The organism is Chelativorans sp. J32 (assembly GCF_000518985.1).
GTDB lineage: Bacteria > Pseudomonadota > Alphaproteobacteria > Rhizobiales > Rhizobiaceae > Chelativorans.
Map to the genome: position 1 here is coordinate 1 of NZ_JAEQ01000021.1, position 20658 is coordinate 20658.

The 20658-nt window shown below is 61.0% G+C and carries 12 protein-coding genes, 7 pseudogenes and 1 other annotated feature; of the genes and pseudogenes, 5 read left to right on the plus strand and 14 right to left on the minus strand.

Annotation, left to right across the window (positions count from 1 at the left end):
- Positions 1-468: 468 nt before the first annotated feature.
- The 3 genes and pseudogenes from CHEJ32_RS26895 to CHEJ32_RS27810 form a co-directional block, all read right to left on the minus strand.
- Positions 469-1231, minus strand: a pseudogene (locus CHEJ32_RS26895) (IS3 family transposase); the annotation flags it as partial.
- Positions 828-944, minus strand: a sequence feature (AL1L pseudoknot). (Overlaps the previous pseudogene by 117 nt.)
- 787 nt (positions 1232-2018) lie before the next feature.
- A complete protein-coding gene (locus CHEJ32_RS0120445) occupies positions 2019-2720 on the minus strand; it encodes a class I SAM-dependent methyltransferase (protein ID WP_028035450.1) in 702 nt (233 codons plus the stop codon).
- 157 nt (positions 2721-2877) lie between these two features.
- Positions 2878-3104: pseudogene (locus CHEJ32_RS27810) on the minus strand (IS110 family transposase); the annotation flags it as partial.
- Here CHEJ32_RS27810 and CHEJ32_RS0120455 point away from each other — a divergent pair.
- The 4 genes and pseudogenes from CHEJ32_RS0120455 to CHEJ32_RS25545 form a co-directional block, all read left to right on the plus strand.
- The gene (locus CHEJ32_RS0120455) at positions 3012-3239 is read left to right on the plus strand and encodes a hypothetical protein (protein ID WP_028035452.1); all 228 of its coding nucleotides are present in this window, start codon (positions 3012-3014) and stop codon (positions 3237-3239) included. The pseudogene CHEJ32_RS27810 and the gene CHEJ32_RS0120455 overlap by 93 nt on opposite strands.
- Before the next feature lie 150 nt (positions 3240-3389).
- Positions 3390-3662 (plus strand): annotated as a pseudogene (locus CHEJ32_RS26900) (transposase); the annotation flags it as partial.
- Positions 3663-4164: 502 nt separating this feature from the next.
- Positions 4165-4368, plus strand: a pseudogene (locus CHEJ32_RS27815) (damage-inducible protein); the annotation flags it as partial.
- Positions 4337-4945, plus strand: a pseudogene (locus tag CHEJ32_RS25545) (DNA polymerase Y family protein); the annotation flags it as partial. The pseudogenes CHEJ32_RS27815 and CHEJ32_RS25545, both read left to right, overlap by 32 nt.
- A 281-nt stretch (positions 4946-5226) precedes the next feature.
- Here the strand turns inward: CHEJ32_RS25545 and CHEJ32_RS25550 are convergent.
- From CHEJ32_RS25550 to CHEJ32_RS0120540, 11 genes and pseudogenes are all read right to left on the minus strand, one after another.
- Positions 5227-5673, minus strand: coding sequence for an IclR family transcriptional regulator C-terminal domain-containing protein (locus CHEJ32_RS25550; RefSeq protein ID WP_084032890.1), 447 nt, complete (start codon positions 5671-5673; stop codon positions 5227-5229).
- A gap of 23 nt (positions 5674-5696) precedes the next feature.
- Positions 5697-7431: pseudogene (locus CHEJ32_RS25555) on the minus strand (DUF4158 domain-containing protein); the annotation flags it as partial.
- Positions 7432-7600: 169 nt separating this feature from the next.
- Complete coding sequence (locus CHEJ32_RS25560; RefSeq protein ID WP_245261218.1) at positions 7601-10423, minus strand: LuxR C-terminal-related transcriptional regulator; 2823 nt, start codon at positions 10421-10423, stop codon at positions 7601-7603.
- A gap of 228 nt (positions 10424-10651) precedes the next feature.
- Positions 10652-11737 (minus strand): DUF917 domain-containing protein, encoded by a 1086-nt coding sequence (locus tag CHEJ32_RS0120505; protein WP_028035455.1) that lies wholly within the window; start codon positions 11735-11737, stop codon positions 10652-10654.
- A 4-nt stretch (positions 11738-11741) separates the two neighbouring features.
- Positions 11742-12829 (minus strand): annotated as a pseudogene (locus tag CHEJ32_RS25565) (DUF917 domain-containing protein).
- A 7-nt stretch (positions 12830-12836) separates the two neighbouring features.
- A complete protein-coding gene (locus CHEJ32_RS0120515; protein ID WP_028035456.1) occupies positions 12837-14378 on the minus strand; it encodes a hydantoinase/oxoprolinase family protein in 1542 nt (513 codons plus the stop codon).
- Positions 14379-14460: 82 nt separating this feature from the next.
- Positions 14461-15525: an ABC transporter ATP-binding protein gene (locus tag CHEJ32_RS0120520; protein WP_028035457.1), complete on the minus strand. Its 1065-nt coding sequence runs from the start codon at positions 15523-15525 to the stop codon at positions 14461-14463.
- A 56-nt stretch (positions 15526-15581) separates the two neighbouring features.
- Positions 15582-16682, minus strand: a complete 1101-nt coding sequence (locus tag CHEJ32_RS0120525; protein WP_028035458.1) for a PotD/PotF family extracellular solute-binding protein — start codon at positions 16680-16682, stop codon at positions 15582-15584.
- A gap of 46 nt (positions 16683-16728) precedes the next feature.
- Positions 16729-17532, minus strand: coding sequence for an ABC transporter permease (locus tag CHEJ32_RS0120530; RefSeq protein WP_028035459.1), 804 nt, complete (start codon positions 17530-17532; stop codon positions 16729-16731).
- Complete coding sequence (locus CHEJ32_RS0120535) at positions 17532-18446, minus strand: ABC transporter permease (protein WP_028035460.1); 915 nt, start codon at positions 18444-18446, stop codon at positions 17532-17534. Before CHEJ32_RS0120535 ends, CHEJ32_RS0120530 begins: the two co-directional genes overlap by 1 nt.
- A 33-nt stretch (positions 18447-18479) precedes the next feature.
- A complete protein-coding gene (locus CHEJ32_RS0120540; RefSeq protein WP_028035461.1) occupies positions 18480-19250 on the minus strand; it encodes an aspartate/glutamate racemase family protein in 771 nt (256 codons plus the stop codon).
- 342 nt (positions 19251-19592) lie between these two features.
- Between CHEJ32_RS0120540 and CHEJ32_RS0120545 the strand changes: the two genes are divergently transcribed.
- On the plus strand, positions 19593-20597 hold the full coding sequence (locus tag CHEJ32_RS0120545; protein ID WP_028035462.1) for a nitroreductase family protein: 1005 nt from the start codon (positions 19593-19595) through the stop codon (positions 20595-20597).
- Positions 20598-20658 lie beyond the last annotated feature (61 nt).

The following is a 20658-nucleotide window of genomic DNA, read 5'->3' on the forward strand; positions in this document are numbered from 1 at the left end:
CATCATGCCTTCCCTCGTTCATATGCTGGACACTCCACGCACTGGGGAGGTTGCCGGTCGCAGTCCTTGTCCTTGCGTCCCGCAAGTCGATGCCGATGTCATGGTCTGGCTGCGTTCTCCCCATGACTCCCTGCGAGACGCCATACATATACGCCCGCATTCGGACACCCCCCGCCTACGTGTTGGGGGCACCATCAGCATTCCGCCTGTTAAGCCGTGTAGGCGAAGGCGACATTTCAGCCCTCGGATGCGGATTAACCGGTTCGTGTTCCTCAACCTTCCAGTGCTACAGCCTCGGGAACCATCTCGGCGTAACGGCTTCGCCTCAATTCCCTTTACCTGCGGGCTACGTCACCCTGCCAGTTGACGACAGGTCACCGCCGCTTGGGCTCATGCCCCTCACAGCAGGGGGCACGGCATTCTTCAAATCCTCCTTTCTCAATGCATTCCAGTCATATGCACCCCGGACCATCCGGGACGAGGCGCACCGTAGGTGAAGTCCGACACCCACAGCATGTTCGGCCGCGGCGCCCGGAACTGCCGATTGACGCGATCGAGCGGGCAGATGGCTGTCTTGTCAGCGATCGTTGTGCGCACCCGCTTGCCGCGGATCACCCCTTGCAAACCCATTTTCCGCATCAGCCGGGCGACCGTGCATCGGGCCACCTCGAAGCCCTCCCGCTGCATCTGCCGCCAGATCTTGCGCACGCCATAGACCTGTCATCGAAAACCCTGCGGATCTCGCTCATCAGCTGAGCATCCCTCTTGACCCGTGCCGGTGCCGTCTCCGGGTTCTCGCGGCGGCGCGCATGGGCGTGATAGGTCGACGGGGCAATCGCCAGTACGCGGCAGATCGGCTCGACCCCGTGCTCATCGCGGTACGCATCGACAAAGCGGATCATGGCTTCCATCGGCGGTCGAGCTCCGCCTGGGCAAAATAAGCGCTGGCCTTGCGCAGGATCTCGTTGGCCTGCCGCAGCTCGCGGTTCTCGCGCTCCAGTGCCTTCATGCGCTCGCGCTCGTCCGTTGTCAGACCGGCTCGCAGGCCCTGGTCGCGCTCTGCCTGTCGCACCCAGGTATGCAACGTCTGCGCCGTGCAGCCGATCTTGACGGCAATCGAGGTAATGGCCGCCCACTGCGACGTGTGCTCGGGCGCGTGCTCAAACACCATCCGTACGGCGCGCTCACGCACCTCAGGCGAAAACTTACGGGACGTCTTGTGATTCTCCATGGCTCCAATCTCTCAAGATCTGGAGCCTCCGACAAACCCGGAGCGGTTCACCCCGCGGATCGCCTCAAGCGCGACCTTGGCCTTGAACTGGGCCGTAAACCGTCTGCGTGTCTTCATGCTGGATCGTCCTTTTCAGCGGAAGATCCACCTTATGCCCCTGTCTCGGAAACCGGGACAACCTCACATCTTTGCGCTAGGAGAAGAGCCAGCGGCTGTATGATCGCCGACCGAGGCCTTGCGGATTGCAATCGTTCCCCACGCAAAGTTGCGCCTAAATACGTCCGAGCCTTGCGACGCTCGGCCCGGCTCCGTTGGTTCTGTACGATGGCACCAGCTCGCGAGAGTATCATCAAACAACGCATGTGGGCCAGGCCTCCTGTAAGACCCCCAAAACGCTTCCACAGGGAGACTATCTACTTCGTCCTCTGAAGTTCTATCCTCAATAACTCTCTTGCCGCGAGGCTATGGTGTCCCGCACGGCACCGCGCTTCAAAGGACGCCTTGGTTGATGTGACAACCTCATTGCCGCACCGAACCCATTCGTGTTGCTTCCAACCTGGGATGGCAGACGTGGTGATCGAGCGATTGCACGACAGATTACATTCGTTGTCTAAGGGCAGGCAGGGCGGGGACGAGCGTCCGAATGGGGGCCGTTTTCCGATCCGCCAGTTTGGGTACCGTCCAAAAGAAGCCGCCGTTCCGCATCAACTCCTCTGCACGCATTGGATAGATTGCCCCCCGCCCAAGCAGCCGGCCGCTAGTCTACCCTGGGATAGGGCTTCCATGCTCAATCTTTGTCGGCGTACCAACCTCGGATCATGAAAGCTTGGAAGAACGGGACCGGCTTTTGGAAGCCGCCAGCCTTCCACATTGCCTCCGTCTCCGTCGGCGGTAGGATACTCAGGACGTCACGCATCATGTCGCCAAGCTTTGCCAGAGTTTCCGGCGTTGCTCCCATTAGAGACTGGATCTGCTTCCAGTCTTCCAGTATTTCCGGAAAGGTCGGGGCATCTAGGTCACCACTGATCTCAGCGCTGATGAACCGACCTCCCGACCTCAGCCGATCATGAATGGCCGAGTAAAAGCGGTGTCGGTCTTCGCGTTTGATGAAGTGCGCGACCAGCAGGCTGACTGCCGCATCAAAGCTGTCCTGGGTAACATCCTCGGCATATCCCTGAAGAAGTTCGCATCGATGCAGAACGCCAGCGTGTTCGAGGCGACTGCGTCCGACGGCAAGCATTTCTTCGGATGGATCGATTCCGACAAATGACCAACCAGGGTTTGCCTTCGCGAGCGACAAGATTTCCGCTCCGGTTCCCACGCCGACGCAAAGCACACGCGCGTTCAGGGGGAGGTCGGCTAGAACCAGTCGGATAAGGAAGTGCAAACTATCGGATATTGGTGCGAGCGCGCTGTTGCGGCGGTCGTAGGCTTCGGCGATGTCACGGTTGAATAAGTTGGGAGAGGTGGCGTTAACGGGTTGTGGCATTGTTATTGTGTACCAGACTTGACGTGCATCAGGCCAGCCCCGTTAACTCCAAGGACCCACCAGCGCGTGACTGGCCGATTGTGCGAGAATTAGGCGTCCGCTCTCAACCCTTTGTCGTCGTTCCGGCTGCTCCAGTCACTGGCCCGGAACCTGGCGTGTCGGTCTTCACATTCGCATGGGCGATCATATGTACCAGCCTGGGATTGGCGATCACAACCCGATCCACATAGGGCGTCAGCACTTCAGCCACGACCGCAGCATTCCCCGTCGCCTCGATCGCCACATGATATCGTGGGTGAGCTCCTTCCTGGCGAACTCCTCCAACTTATCGCGCAGCATCTGAACCCGGCCGAGCTTGACGATCTCGCCGTCGAGCAACGACACGACTTCGGCGGCAACACGGTGTATTCCATACCGATGATACGCACGGCTTCCTCCATCGCTGGACGAGAACAGCGAGCCAGCGGACAACACGACAAATACGGATCCGCGCTCGCAGCGCATCTGGGCGAGTCGTAGGGGCGGCCAGATAACGTGCTCGAACTCTCAGTTCATCTGCATACGACGGCCTGCCCGCACTTGCGTGCTCCCGGTGCCCCGTGGCCCGGATGCGCCAAGCTTATCCAACCTGACGACCAATCCAACGTTGGCAACAACAACATGCCGGATAACGGCTATGTCGAATCCTTCAACGGCCGCATGCGCGATGAGCCGCTGAACGAGAGCCTGTTCTTCGGCATCGACTATGCGCGCAGCGCCATCGCCGAATGGAGGCAAGACTTCATCACCGCGAGGCCGCATTCCTCGCTCGGCTACCAGACCCCGGCGGCCTTCGCCGGAACCCTCTTCGCTACTCCAAGAACGTCCGGGCCGCCCCCTTTTGCCCCTCGAGGTTCTTGTCGCTATTCTTCTCCTGCCGCTCGAATACTTTTTCAAAGGTGAGCCGCGCCACATCTGAGGTAGACCTACTTATGCCGGACCGGTCGCCGGCCATTTGCGGCGCGGGCGAATAGCTGGGCAGACGTTCAAGGGCTTCGATCAGGCCCGGTCGCCTGTGGTAAGCTGTTCAAGCGCCCTCTGGACGGCCCCCGACAAACGGTGGAGTTCCTAGTTCAGAAGCTCCCGGTCCTGAGGCGTCACGTATAGACGTTTGCCTTTCAGGATGTCGTCGGACTAGGATTCGTACCTCTTCTTCAGGGCATCGCCAATCAGCGGCGTGAGCAGTTTCCGCGGGAAGGGAATCCTCTGATGCCAGTCGACCAGGCTCGCCAGCCGCGTTCTGACAATTCCAAAAAACTCAATGGTTTCATTGGGTGGAGATAGATGGATTTGTCAGAACGCAATTGATTTCCTTATATTTTTCTCTGACTCACTTTCCGAAAGAGAACAAATAATGAACATAACAGCCCATTGGCGCGTTGCAAAGCCCTCAGGAGACCGGATTTTGGCCGATCGCGCGGCAAACCTTCATATCGTCCAGCTTCGGGAACGCATCGCGCGGCTCGAGGGTGGCTCTGCACGCCGGCGCGAGGTCCTGCCATTCGGCGTCCCCGAGATAGACAAGGTACTGCCGGGAGGAGGGCTGGCGCTCGGCGCGCTGCATGAGGTTGCTGGCGGCGCCAACGGCGCTGTCGACGGGACCGGAGCTCATGCGCCGGCTCGACCAGGCCATGGGCCGCGCCGCCGAGCCCTTCGAGCCGGTGCGCTCGCCGGAGCTGATCGAGGTTCGACGTGCCCTCGGCGAGCCGATCGGCGCGCCGGAGACGATCGCGCGCTATACCGGCAAGCTCGTGGATCAGCTCTGCGCCGCCCTCGAGACGCAGGGACTCGGCGCACGCCGGCTCGATCTCCTGTTTCACCGTGTCGACAATCGCATTGAAGCGATCCGCGTCGGCACGGCCGCGCCCGTTCGCGAAGCGCGCCGACTGACGCGCCTCCTCAGCGACCGTATCGAAACCGTGGATCCAGGTTTCGGTATCGAGCTGATGACGCTGACCGCGACGCGGGCCGAACCGCTCCGTGACCGGCAGACCATTTCGACGCTGGTCGAACCAGAAGAGCCGGACATCTCCGACCTCATCGACGTCATCGCTAATCGCCTGGGAACAAACCGGCTCTATCGCTTCGCACCGGTGGAAAGCGATGTGCCGGAGCGCTCCGTCAAGCGCGTGGAGCCGACTGCACCCGACGAAGGCGCGAGCTGGCCGGGGGACTGGCCACGACCGGTTTGAGGAGGCGCGCTGGCCACGAATGGTTTGTTCGCCGGAAACATATCTCAACCAGCTTCATAAACAAAGCGTCTTGAACGCTATCAAATTTTGATAAAGGAACACGGATCCCGCGTCACTCTAACGATCGGCAAAAGGACGCGCTGTTGCGCCTGCCGATCGCACAGGCGGATTCACTACCCGTTCGGCCTTAGTGTACGATTTTGGACTGTTCCTGTTCCGACCCTCCATTATCTCAACCAGCTTTAGAAGGGGACATGGTACAATTTCGTATCCTTCTATTCACGATAGCCGAGTTCTGCCGAAATCTGCGCAGCACAGCTCCGCAAGCGCTGCGCAACCTCCGCCTCGAGTGAAGGATCGAAGGTGCCGGCCGGTCCCATAATGGTCATGACCAAGGATAGCCGGCGCACATGGTTGAAGACGGGCGAACTGATGGCGTTCATGCCAGGCACTGTCAATCCGATAGATCTGGCCTGGCCAACCTGGCGGACCTCCGAGAGTAGGGCCTCCACCTCCTGCCAAGGCCGTTTCAAGGTGTGCTGGGGAGACCCACCGAAACGAAAATGCTCGGTCTCGATCATGCCTTCAATGAACTTCGATTCCATATAGGCGGCGAAGACCAAGCCAGTCGACGTGTTGAACAGCGACATCACCGTCCCCGGACGCATATACACGTTCAAAGGATAGTTGACCTCTTCGGATCGCACGATGGTCGGACCCATGCTGCCCCATATCGCCGCGGCGGATCGGCGAAGCCAGTCCAATCGTGCACTTCCCTCAAGAGGTCCGGCACCTCAACCACTGGATACATGTCGCTGATCTCGGCATTCAGTTCCTCGGCTGCCGCCGGAAGCTCGCCGGCGGTCGGCGTGACAATCAAGGTACCAGCTTCAAGACGAATACCTTCGAGCTTCCCTGTCCGTGCCTGTGCGCAAGGCGCTTCAGGTTGAAGTCGAGCATCTGACGCGCTTCAGTAAGCCAAGCCGCGCCATCACCATGGACGCCCAGTCCAAGGCGATCCTCATCTTTCATGGTAGTGAATGTTGACCGCGGCATTAGATGCTCGTCGATCGGCCGGAAGGATCGGCTGCCATCGACCCAAATGTCTGCAAATCGCAGCCGGTCTCGCAAGGCCGCGAGGGTAGCGATCTCGTAAAGTCGGCGATCAGATCTCCCCTCGCCGAAGATTAGCCTCCGATCAGCTTGGCTGAGGTGGGTGACCGGGGCGCGATCCGGAAGGGCCCGCCGCTTCTCGGCATGGAGCCGTTCAGCAGCGAAATTGCCGTAAGAAGCGGATCGTGTCGCCGCGCCGATTGGAACGTGAACGCCTGCAGAAAAGCACCGACATACTTGTTGACGGTTGCATATTGCTCGGCCGCCACCACCAAGGGTGACGCCTCGTTGCCCTCGACCATCGACTCGAGTTCAGGCGTCATCCGGAGCAGCCGATGCCAGCTGACTTTCTGGTCGAGAACCTCCAAAGCATTCCTTCCATCGTCGTTGGCGGACTGCAGGGCTGTGATCGTGTCGAGGAACATGCGCAGCGCCTTGGCGGTGTCCGGCCTGCACTCCATGTGCCGGTGCTTCTTGCGGTTGTTGGCCTGAGTGAACAGCCGACCCATCAGCTTGATGAACATCCCCACGGCATCGTCGGTGAGCTTTTGGCCGAGCTTGATGACCTGCGCCACTATCAGAGCGTGCCGGCGGCTAGAGTTGAAATCGCTGGCCAGCCAGGCCGGCGTGGCGTTCCCCTCACGGATCATCTGGTCCCACCGTCCGGATGATATGCGTATCTGCAGTTTCTGATCGATTTCCAGCGTGCGCAGGAAGGCAATCCGTTCGGTCAGCCCGACCAGGTTCGACGCGCCCGGTGCTTCCGGCGCCGAGCGCAGCCAATGAAAGCGCGTTTGGCCGATCGACTGATCAACCTCCAAAAGTCTGTCCAATGATTGGAGTGCATCGAGCGGAATGTCTTCGATCAGAGTTCTCTCCGCCCGACGGCGGGCTATAGCACGGCCGGCAAGGCCAATGCGTTCGATTGTGTCGATTGCCGGCAGAAGAGACCCACGTTCACGCAATGTGGTGACAATGGAACTAGCTATTGCAGGACCGTCGTCGGACATCGCCGCAGTCTGAATTGCAGCCAATAGCGCGGCTCGACGATCTTGCGCCGTCGCGCTTCTCGTATCCAGATACACCATGAGGCGCGCCGTGTGATCACGACGGGTTTCTTCACGCCGTGCATAAAGCTCAAATGCTTCTGGGTCGGCGCCGACTTGGTCAGCAACATATCGAAGCATGGCGCGGGGCGGGATCTCCTCCGCTCCCAGCACTCGGCCAGGGCATCGCATCAGGCATAGCTGAACGGCAAAACCAAGCCGATTATGATCGCGTCTTCGCAGCTCAATCTCCAGACGATCCGCCGGTGACAACGAATAGTGCCTGACCAAGCTATTCTCGTCGGCTGGTATATCGAAAATCTTCTGTCAATCATGAACCTTGAGAAGCTTTCGTTTTGCCATCGCCCGACTCCCCACGACCAATCTGCCGGGAGCGTTGTCGAGTCGGACGGACGAAGAAACCAAAACTGGTGCTTGACAACGCCAATCCACAGAGATCGGAGACCCCGCATCCGAGATCCGACATAGTTCATGTTCCGTTCGACCTTAGCGTACGATTTCGCACTGCTCTTGTTCTGACCCCTGTGTGTCGTGGCACCGCACAGAGCCTTGCGCTGGTGCGGGTTTTCCTGTCCGATATTGTAGACCGCGCCGGAGGACTTGTGCTCGCTGCGCTCTGGCGCTTAAGGCGTCGGCTTTTGCCGACGTCTGAGCGCCTGCTCACGCCGAGCTTGGAGAAGATGTTCTTCATATGAAACTTGACGGTCGCTTCCGATAGACCGAGGTCTCGGGCGATTTCCTTGTTGCTCTTTCCCGTCGTGAGCAGCACCAACACTTCCTGCTCACGAGGGCTGAGCAGGCCATGTACCGCGTTGGCCTTCTCCTCTACACCGCTGCGTGAGGCTCGTTCGCCCGGCAGAAGCGTCCTTTGCCCGATGACCCTGCTGATGAAGGCAACACCATCGGCGCTAAACACTTTCAGCCCGAATCGGCGAACGATCGCGCGCAGTATCGCCGCGAAGTCCAGCCCCTCGTCCACGAAGAACTGTACAACCTCGTGGGAGCGAGCGCGGGCGATCGCAGCCTGGAGATATTCAAGGGATTCCGTGTGGCGGCTATCCGCCCAGGCGACCCTAGTCGCAAGCACCTCCGCCGCCAGGAGATAGTAGCCGCTGCCGTTAGCCCGGCTTCTGGCCATCACTGCTTCCAGATCTTCCATCGCCTGGCGGTGGCGGCCCTGAATGCTGAGGAGCCTTGCCCTGGCGAGACGGAAATCATTCTCCTCACGCCAGGTCCACACTCCCCGTAGGGCTGGATCCTCCAGCCCATCGCCGAGGCGCTCCGCGATCGCAGCTGCCGATTCTATCAGCCCGCTCCGGGAAAACACCTCCAGGCGCATGATGTCCGCGGCAATCTTCAACCGCGGAAGGTTGCGCTCCACGGAGACTTCTTCCGCCTTGTCGATGGCCGTCATCGCCATGTCCAACCCGCTCAGCCGCAGGCGGCTGCGTGCCAGAAGCGAGAAAAGACGCGAGTAGATCTCGACCCAGCCTTCCCCGCGGACGATCGGGGTCATCGCCTCCGAAAGGGTCTTTTCGACGAAGCCGATCTCCCCGTGCTGATAGTAGATGGTGGCTGCCGCCACCCGGCAGATGGCCTCGAGATTGGAATCCTTCCATTGCGCACTCTGGACCAGTTCCTGCGCATCGCGGCAGAAGGCCAGCGCGGCGGAGAAATTGCCGGCGAGCGTGTTCACCAGCCCCAAATGCACCAGCATGAAGATTTCCGCGTAAACGGTCTTCTCCTCGCGGTAGCAGGCGAGCCCTTTCAGGGCGGCGCGCCGGGCAAGATCAAGCCGGCCAATGCGCGTATAGGCGATGCAGAGGTGGTTGTTGATCCAGCCCAGATCCCAGGTTGACTGGGGGCTGAGGCCGGCGGACATCATTTCCAGCCGCGCGGCACTCTCCTCGTCCAGTCCACGATCCTCGTAGATGTCGATCATTCCGTCGATGTGATCGAGCGTGGCGCGATCGATGTTCGCCGATTCCGGACCGTTCAGGACATCGCTGCTCTTGAGCGCTTCCAGGCGCTCGCGTGCGACCTGGATATCTCCTCTCTTGGCAAGCACGAGCACGTAGCAAAGGGTGAGGCTCGGTGACTCATGGATGACGCTGGCCGGCAGGTCTCCGATCATTGCCTCCAGAACGGTGTGGCCCGCGCGAATGAACAGGTCGACGCCTCCGGCTTGGCGGATCGTATGTGCGGCCAATGAAAAATTCCCGCCGCGCGCTGCATGCGAGACGGCCTTTTCCAAGAGCCCGCGTTCGGTGAACCATAGGGCCGCTTCGCTGTGGAGCCGCATTTCATCGGATTGCGGATCAGCTGCAAGTTCAGCAGCCAAGCAATTGCGCAGCACCGGCTGGAGGCTATACCAGCCGGCACGATCCGTGCTCTTCTCGACCAGCGGATAAAGATCGTCGAGGAGGTGGATGTCCGCCGGAGCGATCTCGGCACCCGACAGATGCTCGGCCAATTCCAGCGAGAACTCGTCCAACAGCGCGCAGACGCGCAGCATACGGCGCATGGGATGCGAGATCATGCCCGTCAGCACCTCGCTGACATAGGCGTGCAGCCGTGCGTGGTTGCCCCCAAGCAGCGCCTGACGATTCATGGTGAGCGTGGTGCAAGGCAGCAGGTCGCCGGCAATGCGGGCGAGGGCAGGCCAGCCACGCGTCACTCTGGCGAAGCTCTCGATTTCCGAGGGATTGAGCGCCCGCGAAAAAAGGCTGCGTAGCTCGTTCCGGGTGAAGGCGAGCTCATGCGCGGTGATTTCGGTGATCAAACCTCTGACCGCCAGTCGCGCCAGCGGCAACCGAGGGCGCTGCCGGAAAGCGCTGACGACCCTCAGATTATCCGGCGCCATTAGGAAGAGTTCGGAAAGGAGCTCGGTGAAGGCGGGTAGTGCCGGCACATCCATTTCGTCGAGGAAAAGAATGGTGCAACCCGTTCGGCGGGTCACCTTGTCGAGCATGTCCTTCAGTCCCATGCCTTCGCTTCCCTCGATACCGAGGGCCACCGACAAGTCGGCGAGGACTTCTGCGGGATCCGTATAGGACGGCGTGAAGGTCAGCCAGCCGCAATGGGCGAGGCCATCTTCGAGATTCTCGACGAAATAGGAAGAATTCGAGCAGACGAGATCGTGGGACGCTTTGAGAAGCGCCGTCTTGCCGAAGCCGGGCGGCGAGTGGACGACCACCATCTGGCGAGCCAACCCTTCCCTTATCCTGCCGAGCAGATAGGGCCGGTCAATGGCAGTGAACAGCATACGCGGAGGACGGAAACGCGAAGCCATGGGCTTCGCCTTCACCTCAGCCGGGGTCCGGCCTCCTCCGTTCGGACCGCCTTCGTCCATTCCGAGAGCCTCGTTTGCCCGAACGTAGCCAACCTTTTCCCGTTTGAAAACGCATATTTCTGCCGTGCGCCAAACCCGCACTCGACTTACCGCTAGAACGGCGTGCTCTTACGTCCTCTGCTTGTCTGGCGGCCGCAGTGCCGCCAGGAATTCGCTTGTTACAAAGCGCTAGGCCTCTAGGGGCGCATAGGGCTTTTTCAATCCGAATGCTGCGGGCCCGAATACATCGAGGGCTTCGGGCGTGCGCATGATCGGCGGAACCTTGATGCCCAAAACGTTGACACGTTGGCCATAGCGCAGGCGTTCCGTGGTGATCGGCATCGCGGTGTCGGCTTCGAGCACGCAGATGAGGTCGGGCACGATCGCCAGTACCTTGTCATCCTCCTCAGCGATGAGGTTCTCGTTCTGGATCTGGATCGTCACCGGCCGGCGCGAGGCGTCGAAGGGTTCGATCGTCACCACGCCCACCGACCAGCCGTTCTGTTCCCGTCGGGAGACGTCCACCACCTTGCCGGACGCGATCACCCGCGCGGTTTCGTAGTGGGTCGTACGGAAGAAGCTGATAAGGGCGTCGAGCGGGTCACGATGTCCTGCCGCTGCCTCGCGCAGCGTGCGACCGATGCCGATCGCCAGCGACATCGTACCCGGCACGGATACTCGCCGGGCGGTCGCGCCGTCCATTCCGTAATTGACGAGATAGGATTGTCCTCCCATGCGTATGGTCACGCCACGCGCCAGGAATTCGGCTTTGGCCGCATCCTTCGTCTCAACGATGACGGCGTTACCCTGCTCGTCCGCGAGGGCGACGGGGGAGGCCGGAACGCCATATACGTTGAACGTCTCCATCTCGAGTTGAGGAAAAGCGCGCCCCATGCCGTCGGCATCGATGACTGGCAGTCGCGCTTCCGCGGCAAGCATGATCGGCATCATGGAATTGATGCCGCCGGCTTCGAACGGAATGATGGCATCGACTTTCCTTCCGGTGCGCCTCTCATAGGTCCTGAGCGCCAGGCCAATTTCGTCGCCGCTCGGCATCTTTTCGATCAGGATCGTCGGGGCACCCATAGCCCCGCAAGCGACGAGGTTCATCCCATCCGGGACCTTGTCGAGGGGCAGCAGGTCGACCTGGCCATACTTCTCCAGTGCGGCCCTGGCCATGAGCTTGCCGATATAGGGATCGCCGCCTCCGCCCGTACCGAGCAGGGCCGCTCCGACCGAGAGATCTTCGATATCCTGATTGGTGATGTATGCCATGATCTCAGCCGATCTGTTCGATGGGGATGAAGGGTTCCTTCAGGCCGAAGCACGCCGGCCCGAATACATTGAGGGCCTCCGGCGTGCGCATGATTTCCGGCACCGAAACCGCGATCACCGTCACCCGCTGGCCGTAGCGCAGATTCTCGCTGGTGATCGGCTCGGCCGTCTCCGTGTTCATGATGCAGATCAGGTCGGGAACGATGGCCTTCACCTTTCCATCGACGCGCGCAATGAGGTTCTCGTTCTGGATCTCGATTTCCATCGCCGACGTGAAGGGGGCGATGCCCTCGATCCTGACGCGCCCGATCGCAAAACCGGCCTTGGTCTCGCGCAACACATCCACGATCTTGCCGGCGAAGATGACCCGCCCATAGCGATAAGCGTGTTCGGCAAAAAGCCGATGAGCGCTTCGATCGGGTTCTCGTGGCTCTGGCGGGCGCGCCGCAGCACCTCGCCGATGCGGATGGCAAGCGTCAAGGTGTTGGGAACCGCCGTACGCTTCACATCGGCGCCCGACATCGCATATTCGGCGATATAGGCGCTACCGCCCATGCGGATGGCAACGGCGCGTGCTAGCCATTCCATCTGGCGGTTGTCGATCGCTTCGATGAGCGCGCAATCTCCATCCTCGTCGCTGACGGCAAGCGGACTTCCCGGCACGCCATAGACGCCGAAGGTCTCCATTTCCAGAAAGGGGAACGCGCGCCCCATGCCGTCGGCATCGACCACGGGCAGGCCGAGCCGCGCGCCCACAACAAGCGGAATCGTGGAATTGATGCCGCCGATCTCGATCGGCATCGTAGCACCGGCTTTGCGCCCGAGATGGCGCTCCAGCCGCTGGAGCGAGAATATCGCTTCCTCGCCGCTCGGGATCTTCTCCACCAACACGGTCGGTGCGCCCATCATCGCCGTCGGAATGACGAGCATGTCGTCATCCAGGTCCTCGGGGCTCACGATTTCTACGCTGAGGCCCTCGTCCAGACACTGTTGCACCATCAGCCTGCCGACATAGGGATCGCCACCACCGCCGGTGCCGAGGAAGGCCGCGCCGACGGAAAGGTCGATCAACTGCTCACTGGTCAGTTTCATTGCAACTTCACTTCACCGCCAGATCGCCGACGGCCTTGACGCGGATGCGCGTCGCGCTGCCGGGCAGGTAAGCCAGAGGCACTTCCTCGATGTCGATCACCTTGACGGTGCCCTCCTGAGCGCCCGCTTTCAGCGCCCGCTCGCTCGCCTCGTCCTTGGCGCCGCCCAGCACGATGTCGCGTGAGGTTCCTTCGAGTGAGAAGATGCGATCGATCTCTCCGCCGACCTGCGCGATTGCCGCACCGATCGCGTTGGCCACCGGGGCGTTCTCCGGGCGGATGACCTTCGATGCGGAAGGAAGGTCGCGCGAAATGAGGATGGAACCTCCTCCTACGAGGATCACGGGCAGCGGGTCGGCGCTGGTCTTCATCCGGTCGACCGCGCTGTCGGCAAGCTTATGAATGGTGTCGAGGGCCTTCTCGATCGTGCGGGCGGGAATATGGGCCACGCGCGAGCGGTCGCCGATATCCTCCAGGCCGGCGGCCACGACAATATCCGTGGCCGTCATCGTGTCGCCGCCAAAGACGAGGCTGCGCGAAGTGATCTCGTAGCCAACCGAGTCGGGGCCGATGCGATCACCTTCGTCACGCACGATGGAACCGCCGCCCAGTCCGACTGCCAGCACGTCGGGCATCCGGAAATTCGTGCGCACCCCACCAATATCGACTGCCACCGCGGATTCGCGCGGGAAGCCGTTCATCAGCATTCCCACATCCGAGGTGGTTCCGCCGATGTCGATCACCATGGCGTCCTTTTCTCCCGCCAGCGTTGCTGCCCCGCGCATGGAGTTGGTGGGGCCGGAGGCGAAGGTCAGCACGGGATAGCGCTCCACATAATCAGGCACCATCAGCGTTCCGTCGTTCTGGCTGATGTAGAATGGCGCATGAATGGAAAGTTCCTTCAGCGCGTTGCGGAAGGAGGAGACGACCTTGCGCGACAGGTCCGCAAGGGATGCGTTCATGACGGAAGCGTTTTCGCGTTCCAGAAAGCCGACCCGGCCGATCTCGTGGCTGAGGGAGATGGAAAGATCGGGCACGATGTCGCGCAGGATTTCGGCGGCCCGCAGCTCCATGTCCGGTGTGACAGGGGAGAAGACCGAGGTGATCGAAGCAGCACGCAAGCCGCGCCTGCGGATTTCGCCGGCGATCCGCACGATCTCGGCCTCGTCAAGCGGAGCGATTTGGCGCCCGTCGAACTCGTTTCCGCCGTGAACCATGAAGGTATGACGCCCGAGCGTATCGGCGAGGTCACGCGGCCAGTCGGTCATCGGCGGCAGGGCCTTGGTCGCCGGCAGTCGGAGCCGCACTGCGGCCACTTCCAGGAGACGCTTGCGCTCGACAACAGCATTGGTGAAATGCGTGGTTCCGATCATCACGGCACGGATGGCCGAGGCCGGAACCCCGGTCATGGCGAGCACCTGCTTCAGCACCGCCACGATGCCGGAGCTGACATCGCTCGTGGTGGGCGATTTGCACGCCCCCAGCACGACCGGGCCATCCATCAGGGCGGCGTCGGTGTTCGTGCCGCCCACATCGATTCCAATACGCATCTTTGTCTCCTCGAAGATAAATCTGTCCGGTTCGCCGGCGCGTGCACACCGGCGACCACCGCTGCCGCGGTTGTCCTTGTTGTCAGGCGACGAGCGCCTCAGAGCGCCCGGGATCCCAACCGACCGTCACGGGAGTCCCTGGATTGAATCTTTCATTGCCGGACTGGTTTTGCCGTTCGGCGATGATTTCCTGTCCGCCCAGCGACAGCCGATAGCGGATGAGCGATCCCTGATAAGTCTCGCTGAGCACGGTTGCCGGCAGGCGCACAGGTGTCTCCTGGTCCGGCCCGATCACGACATTCTCCGGCCGGACCACCAGCTTCACGGGCTGTCCCGGCACAAGGTTCTCCGGCCCGCGCGTGGGGACCGGATTGCCATCGATCAGGACCGTCATATCGGATCCGCTGCCGCTGCCGACGATGACGTCCATGACGTTCGAATGGCCGATGAAGGTGGTGACGAATAGCGTCTTCGGGGCCTCGTAAATTTCCTGCGGCGTACCCACTTGCACGACCTGCGCCTTCTGCATCACGCCAATCCTGTCGGACATGGTCAGAGCCTCGTCCTGGTCGTGAGTGACATAGACGGTGGTGATGCCGAGCTTCTTCTGAAGATCCTTGATCCAGTACTTCATCTCTTCGCGCAAGCTTTTGTCGAGCGCGGAAAGCGGCTCGTCGAGGAGCAGGATGCGCGGCTCCGTCACGAGTACGCGCGCCAACGCAACGCGCTGCTGTTCGCCGCCCGACAGCTCGCGCTGGTACCGTTCCTCGTAACCGCTCAGCCCCACCTGGCGCAGAGCGTCGGTGACCCGTCGGCGGATCTCATCGCGAGGCCGTTTTCTCAACTTGAGGCCGAAAGCGATGTTGTCGGCCACGTTCATATGCGGAAAGATCGCGTAGTTCTGGAAGACGATGCCGATATCGCGCTTTTCGGGCGGCAGCGACGTCACGTCATCCGCGCCAATGATGATCTCCCCGCTGGTCGGCTGCACGAAGCCGGCGATCATGCGCAGCGTCGTCGACTTGCCGCAGCCAGAAGGCCCTAGAAGGGAGAAGAATTCCCCTTCCGCGATGTGCAGATTGATCCCGGCGACGGCCAGGTGGCCGCCGTAGGATTTCGTGAGTTTCTTCAGATGAATGTCGGACATGGCGTCTTCCGTTGCATGCGGGCGCAGGCGGCTTCCCGGTGGCGCCCGCGGAGCCGTCAGCTGGCGAAGATCTCGTTGACCGTTTCGACGATGTCTTCCTCATTGTCGATGTAGGCGTTCCAGTCGGGCGTCCAGTAATCCTTGACCGAGTCGGCCGTGTTGACGATTCCGGACTTGACCAGATTGTCCGGCAGAACGGCATTGCTGATGGTCGGGCGCAGATAGAATTCCCTGCCCATATTGCCGATGAAGTCGGGCGTCAGCGTGCGGTCGACCAGTGCTAGGGCGAGCTTCTTCTGCATTGGTTCGGAATAGCGGCTGATCGTGTAGACCTGCGAGAGGATCGGCTGCTTCTCGGTCCAGTACCACAACCCGAACGGAGCCCCCCGGTCCCGTGCCTGCATCGGATCGGAATCCGTAGCCACCGCGACCACCACTTCACCGCGCTCCATCAGCGTTTGCATATTGCCGGTGAAGTCCGAGATCTTTGCTGGCATGAGGTCCCGCATGGCCTGATAACCGGCCTCAAGGTCATACTGATCCTTGCCGAACAAGCTGCAGGCGGTGACGAAGAAATCCATCTGCAGGCCGTTCGAGGTGATGTAGGTGCCACGTTTGCCGGCAAACTCGGTTTTCCAGAGGTCCTTGAAGGAGGCCGGCGGGGGATTTGCCAGATCGGTGCGGTAGGCATAGCCATATTGGTTGTAAGCCCAGACGACCCCGATTCCGTTTGCAGTCGCGAACGGCCACAGGTTCTTGCCGTTCGGGATGCTGGAGACGACGTCTTCGACCGGCAGGAAATAGTCGCCGGCCTTGGCCGTCTTGGTCATTTCCGGCACGTTCCAGTTGGTGATGTCCAGCGGTGGCTTTTGCGGGCCGCCGGCGACGAATTTGGGAAACCACGGCCAGCTGGAATCATATTCGACCTTGCAATTGAACTCCTTTTGGAAGTCCGCGATGAGGTATTTCTGAACCAGCTCGCCCCATTGGCCGCCCCACTCGCCCAGGCGCAGCACCGCGCCGCCGGCGTCGAACGCCTGGCCGTCGAAGGTGACGTCCTGCGACCAGGCATGATTGATGTTGAAAAGCGGCAGGGCGGCGGCGCCGGCTCCCATCTTGAGCACGGAACGGCGGTTCAGCAGTGGTTTGTCGGTCATCGGATTCCCCTTTTTTGCTTATGTAAAGAATGGCCGAGGCGTTGCGTCACCTCTCAAAAATCCTCTTGAGGTTCACGAGGCGTGAGGTGACGACCATCGACAGGACGACCAGCGCGATGGCGAATATGCCAGCCGCTGCTGCGGTCGGTTCGAATTTGTAGCGCATGGACACATACATCGCGGACGGCAGCGTCTGCAGGTCAGGCGCCGAAAGGAACAGCGTCACCTCGAACTGACCGAACGAGACGATGAATGCAAAGATTGCGCCGGCCGAGATGGCCGAGCTGATGACCTTCAACGTCACCAGGCGAAAGGCGGTGAAGGGGGAGGCGCCCAGCGAGCGTGCCGCCTCTTCGAGGGAGCGGTCGAACCCGACGAGAGCCGCCGTCACCGTGGCGATGACGAACGGACAGGTGACGATCACATGGCCGATCAGTAGCCCCGTCATCGTGCGGGCAAGTCCTAAATCCGACGTCACATAGAAGACGTAGAGCGCGAGCCCAAGAACGACTCCGGGAAGAACGATCGGCAACATGAAGAAGCCGCGCAGGAAGGAAACGAACGGGCCGCGGGAACGGGTCAGATAGATGGCCGCCATGGTGCCGATGGTGGTCGAGATCAACGTGGAGACGAGCGCGACGACGAAGCTGACCCCGTAGGCGGAAAGGAACATCGACGACGTAAGGAAAGCCTTGATCCAGCGCAGCGACAAGCCCTGTGGCGGAAAGGTCAGATAATCGCCTGCATTGAGTCCAGCGAGAACGACCACCCCGACCGGCACCAGAAGGATTGCCAGCGAAATGAGCGAGATCGCCTTGAACACGAAGGGGATGTTCGTTTCCTCCTGCATCAGGTGCGCCCTCCGGAGGTGCGAATTGCAGCCTGGTGATAGATGGCGACCGCGATGATGCTGGTCACGAACAAGACGACGGCAATGGCGGCGCCGAACTGCCACCGTCCGACCTCGGCGATCTGCTGATAGATGTGGATGGGGAGCACCATCACCTTCCAGCCGCCCATCAGGGCCGGCACGACATAGGAGCTGATCGACAGCGCGAAGACCAGGAGTGTGCCTGCAAGAATGCCGGGCATCGACAATGGCAATACGATGGAAAAGAACGCCTGGATGCGCGAGGCGCCGAGTGCCCGCGCAGCCTCCTCGAGCGACGGGTGGATCGCCTTGATGATGCCGATCAGCGAAAGCACCATGAAGGGCAGGGTGATCTGCACCAGGCCGACGATGACGCCGAAGGTGTTGTACATCAGCGGAAGCGGTTGCGATACCAAGCCAGTATACAGCAGGAACCCGTTGATCAGCCCGTTGTCGCCCAACAGAACCATCAGGCCGAACATGCGGATGACCATGTCGAGCTGCATGGCCGAGAGGACCATGATCATCAGCAGCGTGTTGCGCCCGGGATTGACGGTCTTGGCAATGACATATGCTAGCGGATAGCCGAACAGCAGACTGGCCGTCGAGACGATCGCCGAAACCCATATGGAGCGCAGGATAGCTTCGTAGTAGGTCGCCCTGGTGAAGATTCGAATGAAATTGTCGAGCGTGAACTGGCTGGAGAGGCCGATGACGCCGGCGACGGATTTGTTGAAGGAGAGCCCGAAAAGGGAAGCCACGGGGATCACGAAGAAGACGATGAATATCAGGGCCGCAGGAACCGCCAGCCACCAGAGCCGGCCTCCATTGGCGCGGGCGGCGCGTATCGGCCTTTCCACCCGTGCCTCGCTTTCAGTTCCCACCATCGTCATCCGCGCATCCCCGATCGCCGCCCCGGCATAGCGCTACTCGGCCGCGATTGCCCTGGGGAGCGTAATGTCGTCGTAACCGATGAGCTCCTTTTCCGGCGGCAGGGGGAAGGTGTACTTGCTCTGGGAGAGGTTGGAACGCACCAGCGCCGCTGCGATGGAGACGGCGGTGGGAATGGGGTCCACGACCGGAATGTCGAGACCGCGGGCAAGCAGGCCTTCGCGCAGGCTTGCCGCGCAGCCCATCAGTCCCGTGCAACCGAAGATGAGAGCCTCGGCACCATCCTCCTCCACGGCACGAACGCCTTCCTGAACGAGCATGGCCTTGGTTCGCTCCAGGTCCTGCTCCAGCTCGAGAACGGGAATATCGACACTGCGCACGGAGGCGAGCTTGGTGGACAGCCCGGCAACGGCGGCCGTGTTTTCAAAGGCCGAGCGCAGTCTGCGCATGACGGTCAGCACCGAAAAACGATGTCCGAGCATCGCGGCGATATGCATGCCGGTTTCGCAGGGGCCGAGCACAGGGATCGTAGCGACCTCGCGGGCGGCGCGCAGGCCTGGATCGCCCATGCAGTCGATGACGACGGCATCCACGCCCTCGCTTTGCGCCCGGATGACCTCGGCGATCGTACCGGGAACAGAAACAGCGGCCTCGAACTCGCTTTCGATGGAACCCGGGCCGGTGCGGATCTCCGCATGACTTACCGTCACGCCGGCATATTCGAGTGCTTTTAGATCGGAGAGCTTGCGGAAGCCTCGCGTCACGATCGGGGAAACTACACGGACTTCGACTGTGTCGGCTTTCACGATTTTCTCCCTTGCATCGGATCCTGCTGCAACGGTGCCGCAGAGAGGCCCACTGCGGAAGCACCGGAGATGAATAGGTGGCAAATTGATTCGGATGGGTAGCTCCGGGCGGGCACTCGGGACGAACCTAACCGAAAGGATAGGTGCTCTGAAAAAAATTATTTGCATCGCGGAGCTTACAGGGGACGGCTCATCAGAGCCCAGCGACTTTCCTGAGCCGCTCAAGCACGGTCGGGCGATTTGACTATCGCGTTGCCGCGGATAAGCCTTCGCAGGGAAGGGGGGTCTCGAAGGCGGCGTGCCGAGACTGCCCGGACATTCGACAAGCTATCCGAGGCCACCATGTCTTCGACCGCAGCAACGCAGCCCGCCAGCCTGCGCAGCAGGCTTTTGACGGCGTGGAGCCTGTTCGTCAACTACGCCTACGATTATCGCCGGTTCCGCAGCGCATCCTTCATCGAAGGACCTCGCACCCGTGAGAACCGCCGGGCCCACATCCATCTGCTTGCCCACACGCTTGAATACGGCATGTCGCTCTCCGATCCACGCAAGGGTTTCGGAATGGAGAAGGTCAGGCTGCTCTGTGCCGAAATGCAGGAGTATATTTCCGCTTATGGCCGCGACGAGACGGTAGAGCTGGGGCTCGCGGTAATGGCGTCGCACATCGCATTTACCGCTTCACAAGGGGCGGACACTGCCGAAGCCCGGCGGCTTCTCCAGCCGTTGTTTTCCGCGGCAGGCCCCGTACCGAACGCCGCACTCGGCGGCACCGAGCAGGTGCGTGCGACCGATATCGCCAAGGATGCCTGCATCGATTTCGTATCGTTCATGGAAAGGCGCAACAGCGTGCGCCAGTATGCCGACCGACAGGTGGAACTCGAGAAGATCCGGCGCGCGGTGCGCGCTGCCCAGCAAACCCCTTCGAGCTGCAATCGGCAGACCTGTAAAGTCTATGCATTTACCGACAAACGATCGATTGCCCGCGTTCTCTCCCACCATGACGGCAATCGAGGTTTCGGCGACCAGCTCGGCGGCGTCTTCGTCGTAACCGTTGACCTGTCGCACTGGAATTCGGTGGGTGAACGCAATCAGGGCTGGGTCGACGGTGGCATGTTCGCGATGACCTTGGCGCTGGGCCTGCATGCGGAAGGACTGGGCGCCTGCATGCTTAACTGGAGTGCTCCGCGGGAGCGCGATAAGGCCTTGCGTGCATGCATCGGGATACCCGACCATGAGATCGTCATCACGCTGATCGGTTTCGGCCATCTGCGCGACGAGTTTCGTGTGCCCGTCTCACGCAGGAAATCTCTCGAAATGGTTTTGCGGCACGAGCCGCCTTTGAATTGATCAGTCGCCGGAATCTCCGGACTTCAAAGTTATCCCGATTGTTCGTCGGCTTGCGCAAAGT

Coding starts and splice junctions, on each gene's coding strand:
- CHEJ32_RS0120445 (WP_028035450.1), bottom strand. CDS start 2,720: ATGCCACAACCCGTTAACGCCACCTCTCCCAACTTATTCAACCGTGAC.
- CHEJ32_RS25550 (WP_084032890.1), bottom strand. CDS start 5,673: ATGGGTCCGACCATCGTGCGATCCGAAGAGGTCAACTATCCTTTGAAC.
- CHEJ32_RS25560 (WP_245261218.1), bottom strand. CDS start 10,423: ATGGCTTCGCGTTTCCGTCCTCCGCGTATGCTGTTCACTGCCATTGAC.
- CHEJ32_RS0120505 (WP_028035455.1), bottom strand. CDS start 11,737: ATGGCATACATCACCAATCAGGATATCGAAGATCTCTCGGTCGGAGCG.
- CHEJ32_RS0120515 (WP_028035456.1), bottom strand. CDS start 14,378: ATGCGTATTGGAATCGATGTGGGCGGCACGAACACCGACGCCGCCCTG.
- CHEJ32_RS0120520 (WP_028035457.1), bottom strand. CDS start 15,525: ATGTCCGACATTCATCTGAAGAAACTCACGAAATCCTACGGCGGCCAC.
- CHEJ32_RS0120525 (WP_028035458.1), bottom strand. CDS start 16,682: ATGACCGACAAACCACTGCTGAACCGCCGTTCCGTGCTCAAGATGGGA.
- CHEJ32_RS0120530 (WP_028035459.1), bottom strand. CDS start 17,532: ATGCAGGAGGAAACGAACATCCCCTTCGTGTTCAAGGCGATCTCGCTC.
- CHEJ32_RS0120535 (WP_028035460.1), bottom strand. CDS start 18,446: ATGACGATGGTGGGAACTGAAAGCGAGGCACGGGTGGAAAGGCCGATA.
- CHEJ32_RS0120545 (WP_028035462.1), top strand. CDS start 19,593: ATGTCTTCGACCGCAGCAACGCAGCCCGCCAGCCTGCGCAGCAGGCTT.